The sequence below is a fragment of the Gordonia sp. WA4-43 genome (assembly GCF_020520305.1).
Classification (GTDB): domain Bacteria; phylum Actinomycetota; class Actinomycetes; order Mycobacteriales; family Mycobacteriaceae; genus Gordonia; species Gordonia hongkongensis.
Window position 1 is genome coordinate 63,360 of the sequence record NZ_CP084736.1, and the last position, 26,653, is coordinate 90,012.

Below are 26,653 nucleotides of genomic sequence, written 5' to 3' on the forward strand. Positions count from 1 at the left end.
CCGCACGGCTCTCAGACCGTCGTCGACTCCTCGAGCAGCAGATAGCCCGCGAGCATCCGCTTGAGTTCGGCGACGGTCTCGTCGTGGTCGTGGCCGTCCTGTACGGAGAAGCTCAGCAGCGAGTAGGCCGTGTGGACGAGCACCTGGGACATCATCTCGCGGCGTTCGCGCTGCGACGGCGTGAGCGGCGCGATGATCCGCGCGACCTGTTCGGCGAGCACCCGTTCGTTCAGCGACGCCGTGGCGCGGGTCGCCGGTGTCGACTGGACGGCCAGCCACACCGCCCGCCGCGACGGGTCGGTGCGCCACAGGGCCGCCAGGTGATCGAGGAACTTCTCGAGCAGGCTGGGCCACTCCAGGGACGGCACCTCCGAGGAGAACGCCGTGAGTTCCTCGCGGACGTCGACGGTGTCCTGGCGGTCCAGCTCGCACACGATGACGTACTTGTTCGCGAAGTACTGATAGAGCGTGCCGATGGGGACCTCGGCCCGGGTCGCGATCTCCTCGCAGGTCAGCGATTCGAACCCGACGTCGATCAACAGCTCGCGTGCTGCTTCGAGCATCGCCTGGAACTTGCGCTTGCTGCGTTCCTGAGTGGGCCGCTTGCGCGGCACCAGCGGTTCGGCGGACTCGGGCATCGGGGCCGGCTCAGACGGACAGGTCGCGGCGCAGCTTGGCGACGTGTCCGGTGGCCCGGACGTTGTACTGCGCGAGTTCGATCGTGCCGTCGGCGTCGACCAGGAACGTCGACCGGATGACGCCGGTGACGGTCTTGCCGTACATCTTCTTCTCCCCGAATGCGCCCCACTCGGTGAGCACCTTCTTCTCCGGGTCGCTGAGCAACGGGAACGTCAGGCCCTCGGCCTCGACGAACTTCGCCAGCTTCGCGGGCTTGTCGGGGGAGATGCCGAGGACCGCGATCCCGGCCTCGTTCAGCTCGCCGAGGTTGTCGCGGAAATCGCACGCCTGCTTGGTGCACCCCGGGGTGGCCGCTGCGGGATAGAAGTAGACGACGACCTTGCGGCCGGCGTAGTCCGACAACGAGACCGGGTCGCCGTTCGCGTCGGGCAGCGTGAACGACGGCGCCGTGTCGCCCACGGACAGTCGGGTGGTGGTCTCAGCCATGAGAGCCAGGCTAGTGCATGGCGACATGCCCGGATGCCGGGATGTCGTAGCATCGAGACGCTGCCATCTGGCGGTTCGTCCCCGGCGCCGAGAGGTCGTGCGGCGGCCGGGAAGTGAGAAGACCAACGAGAAGCGCCGGAAGGATGCAACGTGGCCGGAGATACCGAACGTATCGAGCAGGACATCGCCAAGGCCCGTGAGGACCTCGCCAGTACGCTCGACGCGCTGGCCGAGCGTGCCAACCCCCAGCGGCTCGCCGACGACGCCAAGTCGAAGGCTCTCGCGACACTGCAGACGCCTGCGGTGAAGTACGCACTCGCCGGGGTCGGCGCCCTGGTCCTGCTCGTCGTCGTCCGCAAGGTCGCCTCGAGATGACCCGCTGATCCAGCAATCGGCGGCGCGAGCTCGTCCGCACGGGCCCGTCGAACGGCAGAAGCCGCTCCGACCAGGCGATTTCACTTCTGCCGCGGGGGTCCTGTAAGGTTCCATCTCGCACCGCCAAGCGCCATTAGCTCAATTGGCAGAGCAGCTGACTCTTAATCAGCGGGTTCGGGGTTCGAGTCCCTGATGGCGCACAGAGTACTCAAGACGCCTCGCATCGAGCGAGGCGTCTTGTGGCGTCTCAGACGGTTTCGACCGCGGCCGGTGGTCGATGAACGGCAGGTGTACGTTCGGCGTTTCGGGTGCGCAACACGCCGCTCGAATGGATGACGGCCGAAGTGTTCGGTCCGATTTCTCGTACACTGGTCCGCGACATCGGGGTTCGGAATGTCCGTTTCGGATTCGGGGTGTGCAGTGTTCTCAAGGTTGCGGGGCAGCGTGACCGACCGGTTCGGGGTCGGGGCGTCGACAGGCGGGAGTGAGATGGGGATCGGTCGTACTCGGCGGATGCCGCTGATCGTCAGCGGTGTGATGTTGGCAATCGTCGCGCTGGTGACGTCGTGCACGCAGGAGGCGTCGTACTCCGACAACGTCAGCAGTTCGAGTCTCTTCGACGACCTGCTCAAGCCGGGTCTCGAGATCACCGAGTGGGCCGAACGTCCCCTGAACGACAACGCCGTCGGCGTGCAGCCGGGTGCGCCCATCAAGGTGAAGACCAGTGAGGGCACCATCAGCCGGGTGCTGATCAAGAAGTCCGACGGCACCCCCGTCAAGGGCACCCTCGCCGACAACGACACGGTGTGGGTCAGCAACGAGGCCCTCGGCTACAACCGCACCTACACCCTGGAGACCGACGCGGTGGGCATCGGTGGTGCGGTCACCAAGAAGGTCACCTTCACCACGAGCAGCCCCAACAACCTGACGCAGGCGTATCTGACACCGAGTCCCGGCGAGACCGTCGGTATCGGACAGCCGGTCGCGGTGAAGTTCGACGAGCCGATCGCGGATCGTCGTGCGGCGCAGCGCGCCATCCGGATCACCACCGACCCTCCGGTCGAAGGGGCCTTCTACTGGATCAGCCCGAGCGAGGTCCGGTGGCGGCCGGCGGAGTACTGGAAGCCGGGCACCAAGGTGCGGGTCGCGGTCAACACCTACGGCATCGACCTGGGTGACGGACTCTTCGGCCAGGAGAACGTGCGGACCAACTTCACCGTCGGACGCTCGATGATCGTCACGGCCGACGACAACACCAAGCAGGTCGTCTTCGAACGCGACGGCAAGGTCATCCGGACCATGCCGACGTCGATGGGCAAGGCCGGGGACGAGACCGACAACGGCATCTACCTGGTCTCGGACAAGCACGACCACATCATCATGGACTCGTCGACGTACGGCGTGCCGGTCAACTCGTCGAACGGTTACCGCACCCCGGTCGACTTCGCGACCCGGATGTCCTACAGCGGCATCTTCTTCCACTCCGCACCATGGTCGGTGTGGGCGCAGGGGAACACCAATACGAGTCACGGCTGCCTGAACCTGAGTCCGGAGAACGCTCTCTGGGTCATGGAGAACACCCTCCGCGGCGACCCGGTCATCGTGAAGAACACCACGGGCGGAACATTGTCGGGCACCGATGGTCTCGGCGACTGGAACATCCCGTGGTCGGTGTGGCGCAAGGGCAACGCCGACAACGCCTGACGCTCAGCACGCCTTCGGACGCCACCGAACCGCAGCGCGGTCGGTGGCGTCCGTGCGTCAGCGGGACCCGACGCGGAACGTGCGACTCGTCCCGGAGACGGGCCTCGTCGACCCGTTCGCATCGCGGCTGTCCCCGAAGTAGCGGATGCGGTACATCCCGGACGCGTCCGTCGGCGACCGCCAGGTGATCGTGATCCGCGACGTGTCGGTGCTGCCGGCCGGGCGCGCCCACCGGAACTCCGTGGACCAGTCGTTGTCGTCGGCGACCGTCGTCCACTCGCTGCCGGTACGCCGCTGCACCTCGAGATAGGTCCGGCCGTGCCGGAAGTCGTTGTTGGGATGCGCGCCGACGAACTGCACGGTCACGATCGAACCGGGGCGGTACGTGGCGTCGGGTTCACGCAGGACGTCGCCGTAGCGTCGGCCCGGTATCGGACGGTCGGCGGGGACCGGGGGCACCAGGTCGGGTTGCGGTCCGGACTTGTCGACCGGCGCCGGACCACGGCCGATCCGGCGTCCGGACGACATGGCCGCGGCGAGCGCGGCGAACTCCTGCAGGTAGGCGGACAGGGTGTACCGCCCGAATTGGGTCTCGCCGCCTTCGTAGTGCTGCAGGTCGTATTCCTCGGGCGTCGTGACGTACTGGGTGTAGGCGTTCGCGAACCCCTGCACGAGGACGTTGTCGACGTCGGTCCGCAGTTCGCCGGCGACCACTTGACGCAGCCGCAGACCCGCGACGATGGTGACCTCGGCGGGTACGGCGACGAGCACGAGTTCGCCGATGCGCATGAGCTGCAGCGGCACCACCGACGGGATCCAGCCCGAGGGCGGCAGCAGACCGAGCGGGAACGCGATCAGCTTGGGCGCCTGCATGTCTCGCATCCACGGCGCGATCGGCGGGACGCGGTCTCCGCCGAGCGCGGTGACGAGGGGATTGGTCATGCCCTCGACGAGGAAGGGGAGCGGTTTCTCGTAGTTGTCCTCGCTGCTGGTGGCCACCGCGCCGGCGCCCATCATCGCGGGGGTGGTCGACGCCGGTCGGCCGTCGGGTGTGTAGGTACCGGAGATCCGGACCGCCGACATGTCGACGTACCGCACGATGGAGTCGACGCCGCCCCGGGTCATCGGACGGGCCGCCTCGAAGCCTCGCCGTCCGGCGATGTACTGACGCTCGCCGATGAGTTCGCAGTTGCGTCTGTTGTCCGATGTCGGTCCGCGCGGATCGAACTGCGCGAGTGCGAGGTTCGGCGTCATGTCGCCGGAGTTGGTCTGCGGGAAGGCGGCCACGAACCCGGGCTGGGTGCGCTCCCACAGGTGGCTTGCGTAACCTTTGTTGTCGCCGGCGATGAGGACGTTGCGGTCGGTGAGAGACGTGCCGTGTGTCGGGAACCAGGTGATGGCACCGACATCCCGGCCGCCGGAGGTGTCGTGCTGCCGCAGTCGTAGCACCGTGACCTGAGGGTCGATCGCATCGGGGAAGTGCCGCTTGTCTGCCGACGGGTTCGCGTCGAAGGCGACCCGGGATCGATTCCGGCTGGCGTTGTGCAATTCCTCGCGGCCGATCGTGACGCTGCCGGGCGCGAGATTCTCGTGCGCGCGAACGATCGCGGCGAACATGCCGTCGATCTCGGCGTCGTAGGAGTTCTTCTTGAACCCGAACGCGGCGAGCGAATACGCGTAGTCCCAGGACGTGCCGCCGCAGGAGGCGTGCGTGTGCTGTGCGTTCAGATTCACGTTCGATTCGGTGTACAAGGAGCCGAATCGGTTGCGCAGCTTGGCCATCAGGCCCATGTGGTGCGACTGGAACAGGCACGCGAGGTCGGCGGTCAGGAAGACGACGCGCCGCCCGGTGGCGGGATCGACGATGATGTAGGCCCGCGCCCAGCAACGCTGCAGGAGCCCGGCCGCGACCTGCTCGGGATTCGAATACCCCATCATGCCCTGGCCGGCGACCGCGCCGGTGACATCTCCGATGCCGCAGCCGACGAGGTAACTCGTCGACCCCGGGGGCGACGCGCCGGCCGGGGCGGCGGACAGGCCGGACCCGAGCCCGGCCGCGGCGGCGGTCGCCGCGGCACCGGCCATCAACTGTCTGCGCGTGAGGTCCACGTGCCGTCCTTCCGGGCGTCGGACGACACCGGCAGACGTGCGGTGTCATCGCGGCACACACCCTGACGGCGCGGCCGTGTGGTCGAGATCAGTTCAGGACGTCGAACTCAGTCGTTGTCGTCGCCGCCCGGGATCCCGATGATGAACCCGATCCCGATGATGATGCACGAGATCAGGGCAACGGCAGGCATGACCCAGTAGGAAGGCATGTGGTGAACGTTACTGCGAGGCATGCCCATGCGCCCGGCTTCGAGGACTTTCGGGGACGAAGGTCCCCCGGTGGTGTCGAGGCCGAAGTCTGCCGGTCAGACATCCAGCCCGGACAGGGCGTCGGCGAGATAGTCGTCCTCGGCGCCGTTGCCGGGCAGTTCGAGCGCGCGACGGTACGCGATCGCCGCGCCGCGGTCGTCGCCCAGTTCGCTCAGCGTGAGGGCACGGGCGATGTGAAAGGGCCGGAACCGGTCGAGTTGTGTGTCCGACTGCAATCGATCGAGCAACGCGATACCGCGCGCCGGGCCGTACGCGCGTCCGACGGCGACTGCGCGACCGACGCGCACCACGGGTCCGGGATCGTGCACTTCGAGGAGTCGGTACAGGACGGCGATCTGGGTCCAGTCGGTCTCGTCCGCGGTGGCGGCCTCGGCGTGCACGGCCGCGATCGCCGCCTGGATCGTGTACAGACCGGCGTCTGCTTGTGCCGCAGCCTGTTCGGCGAGCGCGACGCCCTCGGCGACGAGCGCCCGGTCCCAGAGCCGGCGATCCTGGTCATCCAGCGGAACCGGTCGGCCGTCGGAGTCGAGTCGAGCCGGCCGGCGGGACTGGGTGAGCAACAGAAGGGCGAGCAGTCCGGTCGTCTCGGCGTTGGGGAGCAGTGCGCGCAGGGTGCGCGCGAGGGCGACGGCCTCTCCGGTGAGATCGTCGCGGATGTGCGCGTCCCCGGTCGAGCGCGCGAACCCCTCGGAGAACAGCAGGTAGATGACTCGCAGGACCCCGCCGAGCCGACGCGGGAGATCGCCCTCGCGCGGCGGCGCGAACGGAACACCCAGCGCGCCGATCCGCTTCTTGGCGCGCACGATTCGCTGCTGGGTCGTCGGTACCGGGATCAGCAGTGCATGCGCGACCTCCGCGGTGGTCAGCCCGGCGACGAACCGGAGGGTGAGCGCGATCCGGTCCTCGGCGCGTAGCACGGGATGGGTGCAGGCGAAGAACATGCCGAGGCGTTCGTCCGGCAACCCCGGTGGCGGCGCCTCGGCCGGGTCTGCGAACTCCGCAGGGGTGGAGGCACGTTCGCTCTCGGTGTGCAGGCGGGCCAGTTTCCCGGCGAGGACGGATTCACGCCGCACCACGTCGAGCGCCTTGCGTTTGGCCGTCGTCGTCAGCCATGCCTCCGGTGAATCCGGGACTCCGGTACGCGACCAGGTGATCAGGGCCTGCGCGATCGCGTCCTGCAACGCGTCCTCCGCGAGGTCGAGATCGCCGAACTTCTTCGTGAGCGTGGCGAGTACACGAGAACGGACGTCGCGATCGACGGCCGACACCGCCCGGCGGACCACGGACCCTGCGGAATCCGTGGCCGCCGAACGGTGTGAATTGTTCGTCATCGCTCAGTACGGTGCGAGCGGCCGGATCTCGACATGGCCGCCGGGTGCCGAACCGGGGCTGCGGCGGGCCCACTCGATCGCCTCGTCGACGTTCGCGACGTCGATGACGTACACCCCGCCGACGAACTCCCGCACCTCGGCGAACGGCCCGGACGACGCGACCACCCGCTCGCCGCTGTCGTCGGTGTGCACCACCGCGCGCTCGTCCTCCAGCGCGAAGGAGTTGACGACGACACCGGCCTTGGTGATCTCCTCGTCGAAGGCGAAGAACTCTTCGGGGCTGGCGCCACCGTCCTCACCACAGGCCGGATCGTTGACATGTCCCATGAGCAGCAATGCGTACTTCATCGTTCCTCCAGTCTCGGCCGACTGATGTGGCCATGATGCCGAACCGGATCGGTCCGACACCATGGTGACGTACGGCGATTCCGGATATCGACAGCGCTGCGAAAAGAGATTCGGGACATGAGACGTAGCGCGCGAACGACGTCAACGACATGGTCCTGTGGGAGCAGACAAACGCCGAATGAGATTGACGAACAACTCGGTCGAGGAACCCACACCGGGCGACGGCGCGGACTACGATCCACAGATCGACACCGCAGCCGACGACGCACCGCCCACCCTTCCGCCCCCGGGCGAGCCGTCCTCTACTCATTCCGGAGGCGCCCCGCTCGGCGGCCCCACCCACGAAGACGCCGCCCAACTCGAACAGGTGCTCAACGACGACTTCGAGTTCGATCTGACCGGCGATGAGCTAGAAGCGGTCAGACGCTGGCAGGGTACGGACCGCTTCTACCAGCGCGTACAGATGCGGATGCGCGAACAACTTGGGGAGTTCGACGACGACGAAGCCGATCACGTGGGGTTCACGGACCCCGGCAGCGCCCCGGTGCTCCTGCGAGTGCTAGCCACACGAGGAACACGAGCCCTGTGGGTGCCACCGGTGGGCCACCCGGAGCTTGCGAATCAGCGAGAACTCCTGCTTGGAGCGTCCGCGCTGTACATTGTGGGTGTACAGGCCACTGAAGAAGGACTGACCGAAGTGACCGTGGAAGTGAGGTGAGCGTGATGTCCAACGAACGACTCTGGGACGATTCCGCGTTCACCCCTGTCGGACGAACCCCGCAGCCTCCCGCCTCACTGGACGCGCTCCTCGCCGACCTCGGCCTGGGACGCGCCGACGAGCGCGAACGCCGCCACGCTCTGAGTGACTGGCTCGCGAACCATGAACCGTCGAAGCGCCTCGTCCGAAGTTTCGAGCGTCGCGGGTACGGCGACCTCATAAGCGGCTGAGACCTTCTCCCACGCGCGCAACCCAGCGGGTGCGTGCGTCGAACGTCGATGTTGGGGATACCGTGCGGCAGCTACGGCGGCCATCACCCAGACGCTGGTCCACCGGGTGCCGGGAATCTTAGAACCAGGCCCACGTGTGGTGTCATCCGGATCGCTCTGATGCACAGCGTGTTGCATCACGGCCACGAAAAAGCCCCGCCTGCGGATCGCAGACGGGGCTTCGTCGGGGTGGATGACGGGACTCGAACCCGCGACAGCCAGGATCACAACCTGGTGCTCTACCAACTGAACTACATCCACCATCGGCGTCGGAAACCTGGGCGTCAGCGCCGGGTCTCAGAGCCATCAACACTCTAGCGGGTCGGTGCCGCAGAACTCCAATCGGTAACCCGACCTGCGTGTTCATGCGGGGCCGAGGTCTTTGACGATCTCGGCGAGGGTATCGGTGTCCGGGCCGGGGGCGGGCACGAACGCCGCGGCCCGGTAGTAGCGGAGTTCCCGGATCGACTCGCGGATGTCCGCGAGGGCCCGGTGCGCGAGCCCCTTCTCGGGCTGGCCGAAATAGACCTTGGGGTACCAGCGCCGGCACAATTCCTTGATCGAGCTGACGTCGACCATGCGGTAGTGCAGGTAGGCGTCGAGTTCGGGCATGTCCCGCGTGATGAATCCACGGTCGGTACCGATCGAGTTGCCCGCGAGGGGGACCGCGCCGGCGGTGGTCACATGCTTGCGGATGTAGTCGAGCACCAGCTTCTCGGCTTCGGCGAGGGTGACGGTGGACGCCCGCACCTCCTCGGTGAGACCCGAGGCCGCATGCATCTTGGTCACCACGTCGGGCATCGACGCCAGCGCCTCGTCGTCGGCGTGGATCACGACGTCGACGCCGTCGCCGAGGATGTTGAGGTCGCCGTCGGTCACCAGGGCCGCGATCTCGATGAGTTTGTCCGACTCGAGTCGGAGTCCGGTCATCTCGCAGTCGATCCACACCAGTTTGTCCTGCACCCGACAACCTTAGCCAACCTCGCGCGCGAATCCGTGGGACATCGGCCCCCGAGGTCTATCGTGTGCTCGTGACCGAAGCCTCCAGTCCGGCGCAGCACATCGCCGCCGGATACGCGTTCAGCACCGCCGCACTCGAACTGGGCGCCGTCTCGGTGGCGGGGCAGGTGGATCCCGCGGCGAAGGTCCGAATCCCGCTCTCGATGATGAACCGGCACGGTCTCGTCGCCGGCGCGACCGGGACGGGAAAGACCAAGACGCTACAGCTCATCGCCGAGCAACTGTCGAGCAACGGCGTTCCTGTCGTCATGGCCGACATCAAGGGCGACCTGTCCGGACTCAGCCGAGCGGGCGTGGGCAACGACAAGATCGCCGAACGCTCCCACCAGACCGGCGACGACTGGCAACCGGCAGCGCACCCGGTCGAGTTCGTCTCGCTGGGTGCGGAGGGAATCGGGGTACCGATCCGTGCGACCATCACCTCGTTCGGGCCGATCCTGCTCAGTAAGGTGTTGGGGCTCAACGCCACCCAGGAGTCGACGCTGGGCCTCATCTTCCACTGGGCGGACAAGAAGGCCTTGCCGCTTCTCGATCTGAAGGATCTGCGGTCGGTCATCGCCTTCCTCACCAGCGACGAGGGCAAGGCCGAACTGAAGGGGATCGGCGGGGTGTCGCGGCAGACCGCCGGCGTGATCCTGCGGGCGCTGTCGAATCTCGAGGCCGACGGCGGTGACACGTTCTTCGGCGAACCCGAGATCGATCCCGCCGACCTCATCCGGACGGCGCCCGACGGACGCGGCATCATCACGTTGTTCGAGCTCGGTACCCAGGCGGCCCGCCCCGCGCTCTTCTCGACCTTCCTCATGTGGATTCTGGCCGATCTGTTCGAATTTATGCCGGAGGTGGGCGACCTCGACAAACCAAAGCTGGTCTTCATCTTCGACGAATCGCATCTGCTGTTCGACGATGCGTCGAAAGCCTTTGTGGACCAGGTCGTCCAGACGGTGAAACTGATCCGGTCGAAGGGCGTCGGCGTGTTCTTCTGCTCCCAGCTGCCGACGGACATCCCGAAAGAAGTGTTGTCCCAGCTGGGTGCCCGGATCCAGCACGCGCTGCGGGCCTTCACCCCTGACGACCAGAAGGCGCTGCGTACGACGGTCAAGACCTACCCAGTGTCGGAGGTCTACGACCTCGAGCAGGTGCTGACCTCTCTCGGTACGGGCGAGGCGGTCGTGACCGTGCTGTCCGAGCGCGGTGCGCCGACCCCGGTCGCGTGGACGGTGGTCCGAGCGCCCCGGTCGGCGATGGAGGCCATCGGCGCCGACGTCGTCACCTCGGCGGCGAAAGCCGGGCCGTTGTACGCGAAGTACGGCACGCCCATCGACCGCGAGTCGGCGTACGAGATCCTGGCCGCGAACACCCTCGCACCGGGGGAGCCCGCCGACGCACCGGCACCCGTGCCGCCGACGCCCGCCCCGGAGCCGATGCCGGAGGAGCCGGGGCTCCTGACCGAGGTGCTCACGAGCAAGCCGATGCAGAGTTTCCTGCGATCGGCGGCGAGCGCGGCCGGACGTGAGTTCAGTCGCGCGATCTTCGGCACGGGGCGTCGCCGGCGGCGCTGAACGGCGCCCAGGCGATACCTACTCCGCGCTGAACTTGCGGTAGAACCCACCGACGATCGGGGCCACCACCCCGCGCGGTGTGTACCCGCCGGCCACCGACATCGCCTTGGACAGGGTGCCGGGCACGACGCGCATCTTGTTGTGCGCCAACGCGTCCAGACTCATCTCGGCGACCTTGGCCGAGGAGTGCCACAGGAAGTCCGGGACGACCTTGTCGACGATGGACGCCTCGTCCGGGGTGGGAGTGTGCGTGCGGACCGGGCCGGGCGCGAGCAGGGTGACATGCACGCCCTGCCCGGACACCTCGCCGCGCAGGGACTCGCTGAAGCTGTTCACGAAGGCTTTCGATGCCGCGTACGTCGCGTTGTTGGGAATCGGCATGTTTCCGGCGGCCGACCCGACCATCAGGATGCCGCCCGAGCCGCGCCTGACCATCTGCGGGAGCACCGCCAGAGTGAGGTCGTGGACGGCGTTGACGTTGAGGCGGACCTGCGCGCGTTCGTAGTCGGCGTCGAGGTCGGCGACCGGTCCGAAGGTCGCGATGCCCGCGTTGTTGCAGAGGATCGAGATCTCGCGGCCCGCGAATTCGGCGGCGAGCACTTCCACCTTCGTCGGGTCCGACAGGTCGACCGCGCGGACCTCGACCGAGACCTCGTGTGCCGTGCGGAGTTCGCCGGCGAGTTCCTCGAGAAGGTCGCCCCGGCGGGCGACGAGGATGACCGAATGACCCCGGGCGGCCAGCGCGCGTGCGAGTTCCCGCCCGATCCCGGACGAGGCCCCGGTGACGACGGCACGGACGGTGGCGGAGGGCGGCGGTACCGGCATGTCGCAATGGTAGCCGCCGCCTCTCGCGCCGAGGCCGAGCGTCAGTCGATGCCGGCGGCGACCTCGGTGCCCTGCCGGATCGCGCGCTTGGCGTCGAGCTCGCCGGCGTAATCGGCCCCGCCGATCACATGCGTCGTGACCCCGGCCAGCGTCAACGGATCGACCAGATCGCGTACCGACTCCTGGCCCGCGCAGATCACCACGTTGTCGACCTCGAGCACGCGGGTGTCGGTGACGTTGCCCTCGTCGTCGCGGAAGCTCAGATGCAGCCCCTGGTCGTCGATCTTGTCGTAGGTGGCGCCGCTGATCTGCTCGACGCCCTTCATCTTCATCGTCGCGCGATGGACCCATCCGGTGGTCTTGCCGAGGGACTTGCCCTGCTTACCGACCTTGCGCTGGACCAGGTAGACCTGACGCACCGGCGGAAGCGGCCGCGGCTTGGTGACGAAGCCGGGCTTCTCCGGATCCTCCGTCACGCCCCATTCCTGTTCCCACTCTTTGAGATTCATCGTCGGCGACTCGTCGGTGGTGAGGAACTCGCTGACGTCGAAACCGATGCCGCCGGCACCGATCACGGCCACGCGCTTGCCGATCTCCCGATGTCCGAGCACGGCGTCGGCGTACGACATCGCCATCGGGTGATCGACGCCGGGGAAGCTCGGGATGCGCGGCACGACGCCGGTCGCGACGATCACGTCGTCGAACTTCTCGGCGATGATCTGCTCGGCGTCGGCCCGGGTGTTCAGCCGGACCTCGATACCGAGCACCTCGATCTGACGGGCGAAGTAGCGGATCGTCTCGCTGAACTCCTCCTTGCCGGGAATGCGTGCGGCGATGGAGAACTGGCCGCCGATGGAGTCGCCGCCCTCGAACAGGGTGACCTTGTGGCCGCGCTTGGCGCCGGCGACGGCGGCCGACAGGCCGGCCGGGCCCGCGCCGATCACGGCGAGGCGCTTGGCCTTTCGCGTCGGACCCAGGATGAGCGTGGTCTCGCGTCCCGCGATCGGGTTCACCAGGCACGACACGTGTTTGCCGACGAAGGCGTGGTCGAGGCAGGCCTGGTTGCAGCCGATGCAGGTGTTGATCTCGTCGGAGCGACCCTCGCGGGCCTTGTTCGCCAGGTGGGGATCGGCGAGGAACGGCCGGGCCATCTGGATGGCGTCGACGCGTCCGTTCGCGAGGATCTCCTCGCCGAGTTCCGGGGTGTTGATGCGGTTGGCCGCGATCAGCGGGATCGAGACCTCGTCGCGGAGCCGTTCGGTGAACTTCACGAATGCCCCGCGCGGCACCGAGGTGACGATGGTGGGAACCTGGGCCTCATGCCAGCCGATGTCGGTGTTGATGGCGTCGACGCCGTACTGCTCGGCCTTGCGGGCCATCAGCGCGACCTCGTCCCAGGTCTGTCCCTTGCGGATCAGGTCGGCGATCGACTGACGCAGGATCACCGGGTAGTCGCGGGGGACCTGACGGCGGATCTCCTTGATGACCTCGACCAGGAAACGCTGGCGGTTCTCGGTGTTGCCGCCCCATTTGTCGGTGCGGTCGTTGGTGTGGGGGCAGAGGAACTGGTTGATGAGGTAGCCCTCGCCGCCCATGATCTCGATGGCGTCGTAGCCGGCCTTGCGTGCCAGCTTGGCGGACTGCCCGAACGACCTGATGACGTGGCGGATGATCGGCTCGGTCATCTTCAGATGCTTGAAGGGGTGGATCGGCGACGGATCGGTGCCGGGAGCGACCTTGAACGGCGTGTATCCGTAGCGGCCGGCGTGGATCAGCTGCATCGCGATCTTGCCGCCCTCGTCGTGCACGGCCTTGGTCACGCGCTTGTGGCGGGTCATGTCGACGACGTTGGTCATCTTGCCGCCGGCGAAGGCGAGCAAACCCGTCCGGCTGGTGCCGAAGCCGCCGGTGATGATCAGTCCCGCACCGCCTTTGGCGCGTTCGGCGAAGTACGCGGCCAGCTTGTCGGTGTCCCAGAACCGGTCCTCGAGACCGGTGTGCATCGAACCCATGACCAGTCGGTTCTCGATGGTCATGCCGCCGATCTGCAGGGGCGTGAACAGGTGCGGATAGTGCTGGTTCGGTTGTGCCGTCGGGGCTGACATGGCGCGACCTTTCATCTCGGTGAACCTGGGTGGACGGATTGGCGGTATCGAAGGTGTTGCGGGACCGGCGAACTCAGCTCTGGGTCAATTCCCGTTCGAGTCCGTGGATGACCTCGTCGCACCATTCGATGTATCCCTGCTCCTGGCGGATACCGCCGCGGAGGACGAGGTACTGGTGCAGCTTGCGGCCGGTGAGCGTGTCGGGATCGGGGTAGTAGTCGGCCTGGAAACCGGTGTAGAGCTTCAGCTGCGCGAGGTGCTCGTCGCGGTGGGCCTTGAGTTCGCCGATGATGGCGGCGAGGTCGCCGAACTCCGCGGCCCGCAGCTTCACGCCGATGTCGCTGCGGAGCGGTTGCAGTGGGGTCGGACTCATCGCCCAGTCGGCCACGGCGTCTCGCCCCGCATCGGAGATCGTGTAGACCTTCTTGTCCGGACGACCGTCCTGACTGATCGACTCGACGCTGACCAGTTCGTCGTCGAGGAGCTTCTTCAGCGTCCGGTAGATCTGCTGGTGCGTGGCTGACCAGAAGTAGCCGATGCTGCGGTCGAATTGTTGACCGATCTCATAGCCCGTTCCCGGTCGCTCGGCCAGCGACACCAGAATCGCGTGTTCGAGCGCCATGAGAGCAAGCTAACACTGCAACAACGCACTATGCAACAAGGTGTATATGAGTCGAGTTGCATATGCCGTCCGTGCAGCATCGGCGGAGGAGACCCGAAGTGAGGCGTCGTCAGCATCCGTGCCGCACACTGTTCGGCATGGGTGAACCGGAGACGACGTCTCGGAATCTGCTGTCCTGGAAGCTGACCGACAACGCGGTCGTGGCACCGGAGGAACGGCTGACCTGGCCTCGGACGGTCAGCATCGGCCTGCAACACGTGGTCGCCATGTTCGGCGCGACCTTCCTCGTCCCGGTGCTGACCGGGTTCCCACCGTCGACGACGCTGTTCTTCTCCGGCGTCGGCACGATCCTGTTCCTGCTGATCACCCGCAACCGCCTGCCCAGTTACCTGGGTTCGAGTTTCGCCATCATCGCGCCGGTGACGGCCGCCGTCGCCTCCGACGGGGCGTCGTCGGCGCTCGGCGGGCTCGTGGCGGTCGGCGCTCTGCTCGTCGTCATCGGGCTCATCAGTCATTTCGCGGGTGTGCGATGGATCGAGACCCTGATGCCACCCGTCGTGACCGGCGCGATCGTTGCGTTGATCGGGCTCAATCTAGCGCCGGCGGCCAAGAACAACTTCGTCGCCGATCCCGTCCTTGCGACGATCGTGCTGGTGCTGCTGGTGGCCTCCGCGGTGCTGTTCCGCGGGCTGCTCGGGCGCCTGGCGATCTTCCTGAGCGTCGTGGCCGGATATGTCCTCGCGCTGATCCTCGACCGGACCGACAGCGACAACGACTACATCGACACCTCCGCCATCGGTGACGCCGCCTGGATCGGACTGCCCGACTTCCAGACGCCCACGTTCGACCTGGGTGTCCTGCCGTTGTTCCTCCCCGTGGTGCTGGTGCTCGTCGTCGAGAACATCGGCCACGTGAAGTCGGTCGCGATGATGACCGGCAAGGACTACGACGCGACCATGGGTCGCGCGCTGGCCGCGGACGGAGTGGCCACGATGCTGGCCGGCAGCGGCGGCGGGTCGGCCACGACGACCTACGCCGAGAACATCGGTGTGATGTCGGCGACCAAGGTGTACTCGACGGCGGCCTACTGGGTGGCCGGCGGCGCGGCGATCCTGCTCGGACTGTCGCCCAAGGTCGGCGCCGTGATCGCCGCGATCCCGCCCGGCGTGCTCGGCGGTGTCACGACCGCGCTCTACGGTCTGGTCGGTGTCATCGGCGTCCAGATCTGGGTGACCAACAAGGTCGACTTCTCCAAGCCGATCAACCAGTTCACCGCGGCGATCCCGCTCATCATCGGCATCGCCGACTACACCTGGCAGGTCGGCGACCTCGTGTTCGCCGGCATCTCGCTGGGCTCGGTCGCGGCACTGGTCATCTATCACTCCATGCGCCTCATCGGCGGGTGGCGGGGAACGGTCGACGTCGGCCGGACGGACACTCACCACGGCGACGCATAGGTGTCCGACCGACGAACCTCAACTCGACTGATGGACTTCGATCGAGGTCCAGGAGTCGAGTTGAGGTTCGCAGGTGGACGGTCGCGAGAGGACCGGGATCAAACGGACGACTACTCGAAAGCCTGGCGTGTGTTCGAGTCGCGGCTCACCACGGCAGCCGTAGCGGGATGTCGGGAATCGGCCCCGGTAGGTCGATGTCCCCGTCGGCGCGATCGTTGAAGAGATAGAGCCACCACAGGGGAGCAGGTGCGCCGACCGGTGGCGGGAGTTCGGCGATGTCGGGCTTGCGGGGGACGTAGAGGTCGGGTTCGGCGCCGACGATGACCTTCACCATGTTCTGGAAGGCCGTGGATTCCGGGTCGTTCCAATAGGCACCGTGGGTGACCAGACCCCCGTCGACTGTGCGCTCGTCGAGCTCGACTGTGCCGGTGTCGAGCCTGATCACGCCGGGCGCGGTGTCGGGGTCGTGGCCGTGCGGGTTCCCGGGAAAGGACTGGACGTAGTGGATCGGGTCGCCCGGGAAGGTCAGCGAGTATCGATCCACGCCGTCGGGATGCGGGGTGTCGTAGATTCCGGTGCCCGCCGACGACGCGTAGATGACGCGGTCGGGGGACAGGCCGAGTTGTTCGGCCGATCCCACGACCGACCCGCCGTAGCTGTGACCGATGTAGGTGGTGGTCGCACCGGGTGCGAGGTGCGCGATCTCGGCGTCGAGTTCGGCTCCGAACAACTCCAGGCGGTGCGCCATGGCCGCGGCAAAGCTCGGACTCGCCGCCGCGCGGAGGTCGGGCGGGAGGTCGCCGTCGAGGTAGAGGAAGACCGGACCGCCGGTGCGTGCCGCGAGTTCGGCTGCGGCCGTGCGGTTGTGGCCGACCACGGTGTCGAGGTTCGTGCCGGTCCCGGGGACGTAGGTCGCCGTGTTCGGGGTGCCGGGCCGCAACGATCCGATCATCTCGACCATGCGTCCGCGCGGAGTGTTGACGAAGGTGATGAAGGTCCGCTCGACGAGTCCGTCGTCGCCGCGGGGTTTCTCGTCGGCGATCGGGTCGGGGCTGGGCTCGAGGAGTCCGCGCAGGGTCCGAGCTCTTCGCCCGTGCGCGCGACCGGCCGCCATCTCGTCGAGAAGTGCGTTGCGGATGTTGATCTCGTTGGCCTGGGCGCGGATCGCGAACGGGACGCCCGGTAGGTTCCCGACGACGTGCGGGTCGGCCTGCACCAGGCGTCGGACGTCGTCGGCACCCATCTGTTCGATGACATCGCGGACCTGGGTCGGCGTGAGCGTCTCCAACATGCGGACTGCCTGATCCGCGTCCATCTCGGCGCCGCCGGGCAGCGTGACGTCGGGTTGACCCGCCGTCATCGACGCGAGGTCGGCCGCGAAGGTCTCGAGTCGTGCACCGTAGCGCTCGTCGAGGGCGTCGACGGTGTCGAGCGCCTCGGCGATGGATTCCGCGAGAAGGGCGGCCTGACCGTCGAATTCGTGCTCTGGATGTGTCACCTCGCCGTCGTCGAAGACGGTGAAGCCCAGCCCCTCGGCTCCCCGGACGACACCAAGGGCGAAGTCGCGGGCGTAGCCGAGGTCGGCGGCGGCATCGGTGGCCTCGTCGGCGATCATCTGCACCACGTTGCGGACCTCGCCGGCATGATCGTGTTCCGCCCAGATGGCGTGGTGCGCAGCATCGTGCGTGCCGCCCGACCACCTCGAGGCGTTGTCGAAGGCACGCACCGCGCGACCGATGCCGGTGTCGATGCGCTCGGCGAGCGTCGAGGCAGCGGACCCGGCGGCGGCGATCGACTGCGGATCCCACGCGCGCAACTGCGAGAGGGTGGGTCGCATCAGCGGTTCCGAAGCGAGCGGAACCGAGTGCCCGACCGCGCGTCGGCGTCTGCCGTCGTCGCGTCGAACGCCCGCAGCATCTGGCTCATCGTCATCAGGCGTTCACCGATGGAGTCCACCGCCAGCCGTGCGGGTCCGATCGTGGCGGCGAGGGCACGCACGACGCGACTCGAGGGTCCGAGCGCCGCTCCGACGGCCTCGACATCCGCGGCGTGGATCGCGATCGCGGCGGCCTGCCAGGTGCGCGCGATGCCCTCGACCTCGGCGGGATGGACACCGAACAGCGATGCCTCTGAACCCGTCTGGTCTCGTCGACCAGATGACAGGGGCGGAAAACCGGACAGAGAGCGGGGGAGCGTCATGATCCTCCAGGGAGTCGCGACCCACCGAGGTGTGGGGCAGGACTATGACGCACGGCGTGCCCCGAACGGTTCCCGATCCACTTCGAGCGATCGGCGACAGGCACATGACGTGCCCCCGGCAGGACTCGAACCTGCGACCTAGGGATTAGAAGGCCCTTGCTCTATCCACCTGAGCTACGGAGGCTGACCGGCGAGCGTGACGTGGCGCACGAGCGGCCGGGCAGAGAGAGTCTACGACACCGTCGTCGCTATGCCGTGCGCCACGGCGGGCCAGGTCGAATTGGGATCACGTCAGTGGCCGGTCCTACAGTTGGAGGATGACCCGCACGTCGACGCCCGCCTCCGCGGAGCAGCATCGCGACGCGATGAACGAACCGCGCGGCGTCGTCACCGCGATCCTGTGGGCATCGGGTTGGCTCGCCGCGATCGTCGCCGTCGCCGTCACCGCGATCTCCGCGGCGTCGGCGCTCCGGTTGACCGGTGTGCCCGATCCGGGGCCGCTGACCACCTACGGCGCACCTGCTCTGACCGCGATCGGCGAGTTCGCCGCGGCGATCGCGCTCGGGTCGGCCGTGTTCGCCGCGTTCTTCGTGCCGCCCCAGGCGAGCGGCGTCCTCGACGTCGGGGGTTACCGCGCCATCCGGATCGCGGCGGCGAGCGCGCTGACGTGGTCGGTCTCCGCTCTGCTGTCGATGCCGTTCTCGGCGTCGGAGGTCAGTGGGGCGCCGCTGGCGGAGGCGATCCGCCCGGCGAACCTGCTGACCGCCTACGGCCAGGTCGCGGAGGTGCGCACCTGGTTCTGGACCGCGGTGTTCGCACTGGTCGCGGCCATCATCGCCCGGATGACCCTGCACTGGGGTCCGACCATCGCGGTCATCGCGTTCTCCGTGTTCAGCCTGATGCCGTCCGCGCTCGCGGGCCACTCCTCGTCGGGTGGCAACCACGACGTCGCCACCAACAGCCTGATCCTGCACATCATCGGCGCGACCCTGTGGCTCGGCGGTCTCGCCGCGGTCGTGGTCTACGCCCTCGCCGACGGACGATGGCGTGCCCTGGCGGTGCGCCGGTTCTCGCGCGTCGCGTTCTGGTGCATCCTCGTCGTGGGGGCCAGCGGTGTCGTCAACGCCCTGGTGCGGGTGCCGCTCGGCGACCTGTTCACCGACACCTACGGCCGTCTGGTCGTGGCCAAGGTGGTGGCCCTGGTCGTGCTCGGCGGACTCGGCGCGTGGCATCGTCGTGTCACCATCGCCCAACTGGACGCCGACGACAAGCCGTCGCTGTTCGTCCGCTTCGGACTGGTCGAACTCGCCGTGTTCGCCGCGACCTTCGGCCTGGCCGTCGGCCTGAGCCGTACGCCGCCTCCACTCGTGGACACCACCCAGATCTCGGCGACCGAGAACGCGATCGGTTACGACCTCGACGGGCCGCCGACGTTCGTCCGCCTTCTCACCGAGTGGCGCTTCGACCTGATCTTCGGGCTCGCGGCGATCGTGCTCGCCGTCGTGTATCTCCGGGGAGTCATCCGCCTGAGGCGCCGGGGTGATGCCTGGCCGGTCGGTCGCACCGTCGCGTGGCTCCTCGGGTGTCTGCTGCTGTTGCTGGCGACGTCATCGGGATTGGGCCGCTACGCCCCGGCGATGTTCAGCATCCACATGATCGCGCACATGCTGCTGTCGATGATGGTGCCGGTCCTGCTGGTGCTCGGTGGCCCGGTCACGCTCGCCCTGCGGGCACTGCCGCCGGCCGGTCGGGGCAATCCGCCGGGCCCGCGCGAGTGGATTCAGCTGGGCGTGCACTCGGCGCCGTCCCGGATCCTGACGCATCCGCTGATCGCCGCGGTCATGTTCGTCGGCAGCTTCTACGTTCTCTATCTCGGCGGTCTGTACGAGTCCGTGGTTCAGTACCACGCGGCGCACCTGTTGATGAATCTGCACTTCCTGATCAGCGGCTACATCTTCTACTGGCTGGTGATCGGCATCGACCCGGCCCCGCGTCAGGTGTCACCCGTGGCAAAGCTGGGCCTCGTGATGGCCTCGATCCCGTTCCACGCGTTCTTCGGCATCGCCCTCATGATGACGACCGCGGTCATCGCCGAGACCTACTACCGCGGGCTCAATCTCCCGTGGAACTACGGCCTCTTCGACGACCAACGTGTCGGGGGCGGAATAGCCTGGGCCGCAGGCGAGATCCCCCTGGTGGTGGTCCTGCTCGCGCTGTTCGTGCAGTGGCAGCGCAGCGATACGAAGCTGGCGCGACGCTTCGACCGCAACGCGGACCGCGACCACGACGCGGACCTCGGCAGCTACAACGAGATGTTGAAGGAACTCAACAAGCGCGGTTGAGCGGCAACAGGTCTCAGCCGGACCCCGTCGACACCGTGCATACCGACGACCCGGCCTGGATCAAGGCGCCGGTGTGCAGGGGATCGAAGCCGAAATCGGCAGCGGTGCGGCCGGTCGCAGTGATCAGCTCTGGGGGACACCGGAAGCTCGTCACGAGTTCGCCTGCGGCGGCAAGCTGGTCGACGATGGCCACGGTGAACTCGTTGATCGCGGTCCGGACCGGACCGAGATCGGACGTCGCAGGTGGAGCAGTCTGCCCAGGCAGCCGCCACTGCGCAAACAGTCCGCGTTGGACGGTCTTGCTAGCCTCGATCTGATCGCGGAACACACCGCGTACGTAGGCGGGGTCGAGACCGCGGTCGGTGGCCAGCTGCGACACGGTGTCGAGGACCACCTGTTCGCGCGCCGGGTCGTCGATGGCCGCGCCGGACGCCCATTTCGTCGCGGCGACGGTGTCAGCCAGTGCGAGCCGGCCCGCGATCGCCTCGGTCAGACCGGTCAATGTCGGCGAAGCGACCGGCGCAGCGCCTGCGAGGGGCGGGGCAACCAGCATTGTTGCCGCTGAGATGAGACCTACCAGGAGCCTTCGGATGCGCACCCTGCGAAGTGTATGGGCGGCGAGCGTCAGGTGCATCGCGATCTGTGGGTAACCCGTCGAGTTCTCCACAGTCGTGCGGCCTCGACGGTTGACGGCCCCGCTGCGGGTGATGCTGGTGCGGCCACACCTTCCCGTGGCCGACAACCGTAGGAGACGACCATGTTTGAGACGTACACGACCGTCATCGGAACCGTAGTGTCCGATCCCCGTCGGCGGCAGACGACCACCGGGGAGGACGTGATCTCCTTCCGCGTGGCGTGCACCTCGCGGCGGATCGACAAGAACACCGGCGAGTGGTCGGACGGACCCACGTTGTACCTGACGGTCAGCTGCTGGCGGCGCCTGCTGACCGGGGTCGGCCTGGCGATCGCCAAGGGTCGACCGGTGATCGCGCACGGTCAGATCAAGACCAACGAGTACCCGTCGGCGGACGGCTCACGTCGCTCCGATCTCGAGATGACGGCCGTGGCCGTCGGACTCGACCTGAGTCGCTGCGTCGTCACGTATCGGGGCACGCCCGCCCAGGGGCGCGCGGCCGACGCGCCGGTCGTCGCAACCGCGCCCGAGACCCGCGAGTCGGCGGCGTGAACGCACGATCGTGGGGTTGAGCCGATTACGACTCAGTCCGAACGGTTCCGGACCAGTCGCCAGTGGTTCTTGCCGTCGGCACGACGATAGGCGAGTTCGTCGAGGACGTTGATCGCGATGGCCAGGCCGCGGCCACGCTCGGCGAAGTCGTCGGGCAGGTTCACGGCGTCGAGATCGACGCGGGCGGGACTGCCGTCGTCGGAGTAGCGGGCTTCGATCCGGTCCGGTGCGACCTCCAGCTCGAGGCGCAGGGTGACGGTTGCGCCGTCCCCGGCGTGTTCGATGATGTTGGCGCCGATCTCGGCCACGGCGAGCTCGAACTGCATCGCGTCCATGTCGTCGATGGGGCACTCCGCGAGGAAATCGGCGAGGAGTGCGTGGATGTGGTCCATGGTCTCGAGCGAGGTGATCTCCTCGAGGGTGCGGGTCGCGGTGTTCTCGGTCATCGCCGGGGCCTCGATCTCTGGGTGAGTGGGACGGGTCCCGTCAGGCCCCGTCGAAGGCGTCGTCGGCCGACGGGTGGACGCGCAGAACGCGATTGAGATTGGTCAACTCCAGGACGGTGACCACCTGCGGCGTCGGGGCCGCGATCCGGAGGTCGCCGCCGGCCTGGCGTGCCACCTTCAACCCGGAGACGAGTGCGCCCAGGCCCGAGGAATCGATGAAGTCGGTGCCGGACAGGTCGACGACGATCCGGGCCGAACCGGACCCGACCAACTCGTGCAACTGGTCTCGGAGTCGCGGGGCGACAACCATGTTGAGCCGGCCCTCGGGCCGGATCGCCACGGCGCCGCCGTCGACGGTACGTGTTGCGAAATTCGCCATCACTGCCCTTCCTCATCGGGACCGCGGTACCGCACCGCGGTGATGACAACGCTCAGGATCACCAGATCGAACACTACCCAGAACAGGTTCACGCCGACGCCGAGAACGGAGACGGCGCCCCGGTACAGCTGCACGACACCGATGACCGAGGCCACCACGAGCAACGCCATCGCGATCAGCTGTGGCCGAACGATGTGCCAGGGCAACGCATCCTGCGACTGCTTGGTCTTCGGGGTCACCGCGAAACCGAGCGGACGGTTCATGTAGACGTTGCGAAATGCGGTGGTGCACGCCTTGATCCAGACGGGGAACAGAGCGAGGCTGTACTGCTGGCCGCGCCACGTCGGCGTGCCTCGTGCCACCACCAGGAACAGTATCTGGTTGACCACCAGGAACGGGATCAGCCGCAGGAAGAAGTCCCAGCTGTAGGCCTCGACCGGCAGGATGCCCAGCACCAGGTAGACCACCGGTGCCGCGATGTAGGCGATGGCCGCGAAACCGGCGAGGTAGCTTCACATCGTCGCCCAGTACATGAGTCGCTGGGTGAGGGTGAGGCCCTTCTGTACCAGCGGGTTCTCCCGCAGCATGACCTGGATCGTGCCCTGTGCCCACCTAAGCCGTTGCGTGACCATCGTTTTCAGGTCCTCGGGCGCCAGGCCGAAGGCAAGATTCTCGTGATGGTAGGCGGAGTTCCAGCCGAGGGCGTGCAGCCGCATACAGGTCGCCATGTCCTCGGTCACCGAGATGGTGGCCAGGGGCAACATGGGCTGGGCCTCGTCGGATCGTCCGACGTCGACCGCCGCGACCATGGCGCGGATCGATTCGATGGCGCCGAGCGGCGACCACTCCCGCTCGGCGAGGACCGCGAGCGCGTCGTAGTCGACGGCGCCGGCACCGGCTTCCTGCTCGCTCAGCTCGGTGAGCGCCTCGATGGCCTCGAGGTCGGCGCGCATGGCCTCGACGTCGGCGTCGACGAGCCCGCGTGCCGCCTCGTCGACGCGCGCCTGGAAGCGATAGGTGATCTCGGCCAGTGGCTCTTTCTTCTTCAGCTGCGCGCGAGCGTCTTTCACGGCCTCGTCGACGGCGTCGAGCGCGGCCGAGGCGGTGGGGTTGTCTTTCCCGACCTGCTTGCGCGTCGACTTGAGGACAGAACGCGCGGTGCGCAGGGCGCGATCGATGCCGTCGGAGACGGCGGAGACATACTGGGTGATGCCGAGCTGCATCAGCGCCTCCCGGCGCAGCACGGCGTTGGATCCGCAGAAGAACGCGGCGTTCCACCCGTCCTTGCCCTGCTGGATCGGTCCGTAGAACAGCGGGGCCTGGCTGCCGAGCGGGTCGCCGGGCGGCACGTTCACGAAATACTGCGGCGTCTGGACGAGGGCCATCTTGTCGTCGTGGAAATAGCCGAGCGTGCGGTCGAGGATCTGCGGTTCGGGGATCTGATCGGCGTCGAGGATGAGCAGGAACTCGCCGTCGGTCTGCATCAGGGCGTTGTTCAGGTTGCCGGCCTTGGCGTGCCGCGGTTTGTCGAGCCAGTTCGACGATCGCGTGATGTACCCGATGCCCGCCCGGGCCGCGGCCTCGGCGAGCTCGGCTCGATCACCGTCGTCGAGGATCCACGTGGTGTGCGGGTAGGTGATCGCCTTCGCGGCGACAGCGGTCTTCATCACCAGATCCAGGGGTTCGTTGTAGGTGGTGATGAAGACATCGACGGTGGCGCCCTCGGGCGGGGGAGGCGGATCGGGGCGGTGTTGCAGCCGCCACATCGTCAGCCCGAACAGCAGCGAGTCGATCAGGCTGTAGGTCTCGGCGACGACCAGGGGAACCGCGATCCACCAGGCGTCCCAGTTCACCGAGGCCAGCCAGCGCCACACGATGTAGTTGATCCCGAGGATCGCGGCGGCGACGATCACCAGCCGCAGCCACGGCGACGGGGCCGTGCGTGCGAGGGTGGCCTCCTCGACGCTCTCGCTCATCCCGCATCGTCTCGACGAATGGCCACGACGGTCACATCGTCGATCGGCGGCCGTGAGGCGACCAGTTCGCTCACCATCGAGCACACCTGCGACGGGGTCGAGGTGTCGGCGAAGAGTGCCTGCAACGCCGACTCGTCACCAGACGGCAAGAGGTCCAGCAGCCCGTCGGAGGTGATGACGACCATGTCGCCGGGATCGAGGTGGACCCGGGCGGAGTCCCAGGTGTCGTCGCGCAGGATGCCGATCGGCAGACCGCCCCCGGGGAGCGACTCCACACCTCCGGCGGCCCGGCGGACGATCGACAGACCGTGGCCGGCGTCCACGTATTCGAGCTGCCCCTCGTCGGTGTGCAGGCGTGCATGGAACGCGGTCGCGAACGTCTCGGTGCCGGCGAAGTCGTCGGCGAGCTGATCGGCCACCGTCTCGACCACCTTCGCGAGGTCGGCGTCGGCCGCGGCATGTCCGGCGGCGTCGAGTGCGCGGGATGCGGCTCGGATCGCCGATCGAACCGTCGCCGTGAGGATCGCCGCGCCGAGTCCCTTCCCCATGACGTCGGCGACGGTGAACACCAGGCCGTCGCTCCAGGGGTAGTGATCGTAGAAGTCCCCGCCGACGGCGAAGGCGGGCAGGCACATCGCCGCGATCGACCATCCGGGGACGACTCCGAGGGGCGGCGGCAGCAATTGACGCTGCACCAGTGCTGCGCGTTCCAGGTCGTCGCTGTTCGCGATCTCCCGCTGCGCCCATGCGGCGAGCTCGCGGAACGCCGCCTCCTGATCGGTGGTGAGTTCCCGCGGCCGGGTGTCATAGAGACAGAAGGTCCCCACGGGATGTCCGCCGGGGCCGTACAGCGGATATCCCGCGTAGAAGCGGATTCCGTCGTCGGCGGCGATCTGCGGGATCGCGGCGAAGGCCGGGACCTTCGAGACGTCGGGGATGATCAGCGCCGGATCGTCGGGGTGGTCGTAGGCGCGCGCGACCGTCACCTGGCACACCGTCTGTTCCCGCGGCAGGTTCTGCAGCTCGATGCCGTCGACCGCCTTGAACCACTGCCGGTCCCGGTCGAGCAGCGACACCGTCGACATCGGTACGCCGAACACGGCTTTCGCCATCCGGGTGATCTGCGCGAACCGATCCTCCGGGGGCGAGTCGAGAACGTTCAACTGCTGCATCGAATGCAGTCGTGCCTCTTCGATGTCGGCATCGATGTGCGCGTCCACCAGGGTCACCTCAGTCCCGCTTTCTCGAGTGCATGCGCCATCGCGGCGCCCGCTGCTGCCGTGCTGCCCAATCTCCAGTCCGCTTCTTTGTCGTGGTCGAACCAGACGAAGCCGGTGACGTCGTCGGCGTCGTCGAGGTAGGTCACCAGGTCGGCGATCCAGTCGGCTTTGGAACCACCGGCTTCTGTCGACCCGACCTCTGTGACGAGTATCGGTGTGTCGGAGGACAAGTTACGAAGCTGTGCAAACGAATCGGCGAACAACTCCGCCGGCGGAGTCCATCGGTGGCCGGGCACCGCGCCCCAGTTGTAGCCGTCGATCCCCAGGACGTCGACGTAGGTGTCGCCCGGGTACCAGCGTGACAGCGGAGCGTCGTCGGAAAGGGGGACATTCGGGGCCCACACCCACTTCACGTTGGTCGCGTTCTTGGACGCGAAGAGGTCGTGGACATGGCGCCACGCGGCGATGTACAGCTCGGGGGAGGTCCCGCCCGCGGGGCTCCACGGGTACCAGTCGCCGTTCGGCTCGTGCGCGAACCGGAGGTAGACGACCCCGCCCCAGGCGACGAGTTCGTCGGCCCAGCGGTACAGGTAGTCGTCGTGGGCTCCGGCCACGATCGACGACATCGTGAACGCGCCCCAGTCGTAGTCGTCACCACCGAGGTGGCGCCACGGCTCCCAGGTGACCACCGGTTCGGCACCCGAGGCGACCACGGCGTCGAGTGCGGCGATCGGGGGGATCGCGGTGAAGTCCTCGAAGAACAGGTTGACGGTCGGCCGGACCCCGACGAGGTCGGTGACCGCGGCGACCTCGGCCGGGCGGAGCGGGCCGCTCGGGGTGCTGACACCGAACCGCAGGCAGTCCCCGGCCGGGCCGTGCAGGGGAGAGATGGTCGGCGGACATTCGCGCGGCGCCGGCTCGCAGGCGACGACGCCCATCGACCCGACCATGACACCCAGGACCACGGACACGATCGTCCATCTGGGTACCGCACCCATCGACCGCTCCCATCGCCTCGCCGCCGCACACCGGCACGGCGCTCACCCATCCCCCCGTTCTTGTCCC

The 26,653-nt window shown here is 67.6% G+C and carries 24 protein-coding genes, 3 tRNA genes and 1 pseudogene; 9 read left to right on the top strand and 19 right to left on the bottom strand.

From position 1 onward, the window contains the following. Positions 1-11 precede the first annotated feature (11 nt). Complete coding sequence (locus LEL84_RS00250) at positions 12-638, bottom strand: TetR family transcriptional regulator (RefSeq protein WP_055474733.1); 627 nt, start codon at positions 636-638, stop codon at positions 12-14. A gap of 10 nt (positions 639-648) precedes the next feature. Continuing rightward, positions 649-1,125, bottom strand: coding sequence for a thioredoxin-dependent thiol peroxidase (bcp, locus tag LEL84_RS00255; protein ID WP_055474734.1), 477 nt, complete (start codon positions 1,123-1,125; stop codon positions 649-651). A gap of 150 nt (positions 1,126-1,275) precedes the next feature. On the opposite strand from bcp, the gene LEL84_RS00260 reads away from it, so the two are divergent. The 3 genes from LEL84_RS00260 (at position 1,276) to LEL84_RS00270 (ending at position 3,204) form a co-directional block, all read left to right on the top strand. Continuing rightward, positions 1,276-1,500 carry a DUF3618 domain-containing protein gene (locus tag LEL84_RS00260; protein WP_058250014.1) on the top strand — a complete coding sequence of 75 codons (225 nt, stop codon included), beginning with the start codon at positions 1,276-1,278 and terminating at the stop codon, positions 1,498-1,500. 127 nt (positions 1,501-1,627) lie between these two features. Further along, a tRNA-Lys gene (locus tag LEL84_RS00265) sits at positions 1,628-1,700 on the top strand. A 313-nt stretch (positions 1,701-2,013) separates the two neighbouring features. Then, entirely contained in the window at positions 2,014-3,204 is a 1,191-nt protein-coding gene (locus LEL84_RS00270) for a L,D-transpeptidase (RefSeq protein ID WP_226514207.1), read from the top strand. Between the two features lie 57 nt (positions 3,205-3,261). Here the strand turns inward: LEL84_RS00270 and LEL84_RS00275 are convergent, their stop codons facing one another. From LEL84_RS00275 to LEL84_RS00285, 3 genes are all read right to left on the bottom strand, one after another. Then, positions 3,262-5,313: a neutral/alkaline ceramidase gene (locus tag LEL84_RS00275; RefSeq protein WP_226513028.1), complete on the bottom strand. Its 2,052-nt coding sequence runs from the start codon at positions 5,311-5,313 to the stop codon at positions 3,262-3,264. 305 nt (positions 5,314-5,618) lie between these two features. Next, a complete protein-coding gene (locus LEL84_RS00280) occupies positions 5,619-6,914 on the bottom strand; it encodes an RNA polymerase sigma factor (protein ID WP_226513029.1) in 1,296 nt (431 codons plus the stop codon). Between the two features lie 3 nt (positions 6,915-6,917). Then, positions 6,918-7,262: a YciI family protein gene (locus tag LEL84_RS00285; protein ID WP_010841666.1), complete on the bottom strand. Its 345-nt coding sequence runs from the start codon at positions 7,260-7,262 to the stop codon at positions 6,918-6,920. 178 nt (positions 7,263-7,440) lie between these two features. On the opposite strand from LEL84_RS00285, the gene LEL84_RS00290 reads away from it, so the two are divergent. Beyond that, complete coding sequence (locus tag LEL84_RS00290) at positions 7,441-7,980, top strand: hypothetical protein (RefSeq protein ID WP_159370600.1); 540 nt, start codon at positions 7,441-7,443, stop codon at positions 7,978-7,980. A 5-nt stretch (positions 7,981-7,985) separates the two neighbouring features. Then, entirely contained in the window at positions 7,986-8,210 is a 225-nt protein-coding gene (locus tag LEL84_RS00295; protein WP_137809299.1) for a hypothetical protein, read from the top strand. A 227-nt stretch (positions 8,211-8,437) separates the two neighbouring features. Here LEL84_RS00295 and LEL84_RS00300 read toward each other — a convergent pair. Together LEL84_RS00300 and orn are read right to left on the bottom strand one after the other, a co-directional pair. Beyond that, positions 8,438-8,510: transfer RNA gene (locus tag LEL84_RS00300), tRNA-His, on the bottom strand. Positions 8,511-8,612: 102 nt separating this feature from the next. Then, a complete protein-coding gene (orn, locus tag LEL84_RS00305) occupies positions 8,613-9,212 on the bottom strand; it encodes an oligoribonuclease (RefSeq protein WP_226513030.1) in 600 nt (199 codons plus the stop codon). Positions 9,213-9,274: 62 nt separating this feature from the next. Here orn and LEL84_RS00310 point away from each other — a divergent pair, with 62 nt between their 5' ends. Then, entirely contained in the window at positions 9,275-10,831 is a 1,557-nt protein-coding gene (locus LEL84_RS00310) for a helicase HerA-like domain-containing protein (protein ID WP_413466904.1), read from the top strand. A gap of 18 nt (positions 10,832-10,849) precedes the next feature. On the opposite strand, the gene cmrA is transcribed toward LEL84_RS00310, so the two are convergent. From cmrA to LEL84_RS00325, 3 genes are all read right to left on the bottom strand, one after another. Beyond that, on the bottom strand, positions 10,850-11,656 hold the full coding sequence (gene cmrA / locus LEL84_RS00315) for a mycolate reductase (RefSeq protein ID WP_226513031.1): 807 nt from the start codon (positions 11,654-11,656) through the stop codon (positions 10,850-10,852). Positions 11,657-11,697: 41 nt separating this feature from the next. Next, complete coding sequence (locus tag LEL84_RS00320; protein ID WP_226513032.1) at positions 11,698-13,761, bottom strand: NADPH-dependent 2,4-dienoyl-CoA reductase; 2,064 nt, start codon at positions 13,759-13,761, stop codon at positions 11,698-11,700. Between the two features lie 73 nt (positions 13,762-13,834). Next, complete coding sequence (locus LEL84_RS00325; RefSeq protein ID WP_226513033.1) at positions 13,835-14,383, bottom strand: PadR family transcriptional regulator; 549 nt, start codon at positions 14,381-14,383, stop codon at positions 13,835-13,837. A gap of 137 nt (positions 14,384-14,520) precedes the next feature. Here LEL84_RS00325 and LEL84_RS00330 point away from each other — a divergent pair, with 137 nt between their 5' ends. After that, a complete protein-coding gene (locus LEL84_RS00330) occupies positions 14,521-15,840 on the top strand; it encodes a uracil-xanthine permease family protein (protein ID WP_226513034.1) in 1,320 nt (439 codons plus the stop codon). Between the two features lie 145 nt (positions 15,841-15,985). Here the strand turns inward: LEL84_RS00330 and LEL84_RS00335 are convergent, their stop codons facing one another. The 3 genes from LEL84_RS00335 to LEL84_RS00345 all read right to left on the bottom strand — a co-directional run bounded on the left by LEL84_RS00335 (position 15,986) and on the right by LEL84_RS00345 (position 18,223). Beyond that, on the bottom strand, positions 15,986-17,677 hold the full coding sequence (locus LEL84_RS00335) for a hypothetical protein (protein WP_226513035.1): 1,692 nt from the start codon (positions 17,675-17,677) through the stop codon (positions 15,986-15,988). Further along, entirely contained in the window at positions 17,677-18,039 is a 363-nt protein-coding gene (locus LEL84_RS00340) for a hypothetical protein (protein WP_226513036.1), read from the bottom strand. Before LEL84_RS00340 ends, LEL84_RS00335 begins: the two co-directional genes overlap by 1 nt. 110 nt (positions 18,040-18,149) lie before the next feature. Next, positions 18,150-18,223: transfer RNA gene (locus tag LEL84_RS00345), tRNA-Arg, on the bottom strand. Positions 18,224-18,356: 133 nt separating this feature from the next. Between LEL84_RS00345 and LEL84_RS00350 the strand changes: the two genes are divergently transcribed. Then, positions 18,357-20,381 carry a cytochrome c oxidase assembly protein gene (locus tag LEL84_RS00350; RefSeq protein ID WP_137809308.1) on the top strand — a complete coding sequence of 675 codons (2,025 nt, stop codon included), beginning with the start codon at positions 18,357-18,359 and terminating at the stop codon, positions 20,379-20,381. 13 nt (positions 20,382-20,394) lie between these two features. Here LEL84_RS00350 and LEL84_RS00355 read toward each other — a convergent pair whose 3' ends face one another. Beyond that, entirely contained in the window at positions 20,395-20,979 is a 585-nt protein-coding gene (locus LEL84_RS00355; RefSeq protein ID WP_226513037.1) for a chorismate mutase, read from the bottom strand. 159 nt (positions 20,980-21,138) lie between these two features. On the opposite strand from LEL84_RS00355, the gene LEL84_RS00360 reads away from it, so the two are divergent. Beyond that, positions 21,139-21,567 carry a single-stranded DNA-binding protein gene (locus LEL84_RS00360; protein WP_058250025.1) on the top strand — a complete coding sequence of 143 codons (429 nt, stop codon included), beginning with the start codon at positions 21,139-21,141 and terminating at the stop codon, positions 21,565-21,567. A 32-nt stretch (positions 21,568-21,599) separates the two neighbouring features. On the opposite strand, the gene LEL84_RS00365 is transcribed toward LEL84_RS00360, so the two are convergent. The 5 genes and pseudogenes from LEL84_RS00365 to LEL84_RS00385 all read right to left on the bottom strand — a co-directional run bounded on the left by LEL84_RS00365 (position 21,600) and on the right by LEL84_RS00385 (position 26,586). Then, positions 21,600-22,013, bottom strand: a complete 414-nt coding sequence (locus tag LEL84_RS00365; protein WP_226513038.1) for an ATP-binding protein — start codon at positions 22,011-22,013, stop codon at positions 21,600-21,602. A gap of 40 nt (positions 22,014-22,053) precedes the next feature. After that, entirely contained in the window at positions 22,054-22,392 is a 339-nt protein-coding gene (locus tag LEL84_RS00370; protein ID WP_226513039.1) for an STAS domain-containing protein, read from the bottom strand. Next, a pseudogene (locus LEL84_RS00375) lies at positions 22,392-24,368 on the bottom strand (glycosyltransferase family 2 protein). The gene LEL84_RS00370 and the pseudogene LEL84_RS00375 overlap by 1 nt, the downstream one beginning before the upstream one ends. Next, on the bottom strand, positions 24,365-25,597 hold the full coding sequence (locus LEL84_RS00380; protein WP_226513040.1) for a PP2C family protein-serine/threonine phosphatase: 1,233 nt from the start codon (positions 25,595-25,597) through the stop codon (positions 24,365-24,367). Before LEL84_RS00380 ends, LEL84_RS00375 begins: the two are co-directional and overlap by 4 nt. Next, complete coding sequence (locus LEL84_RS00385; RefSeq protein ID WP_065629024.1) at positions 25,594-26,586, bottom strand: glycoside hydrolase family 26 protein; 993 nt, start codon at positions 26,584-26,586, stop codon at positions 25,594-25,596. Before LEL84_RS00385 ends, LEL84_RS00380 begins: the two co-directional genes overlap by 4 nt. Between the last annotated feature and the right edge of the window lie 67 nt (positions 26,587-26,653).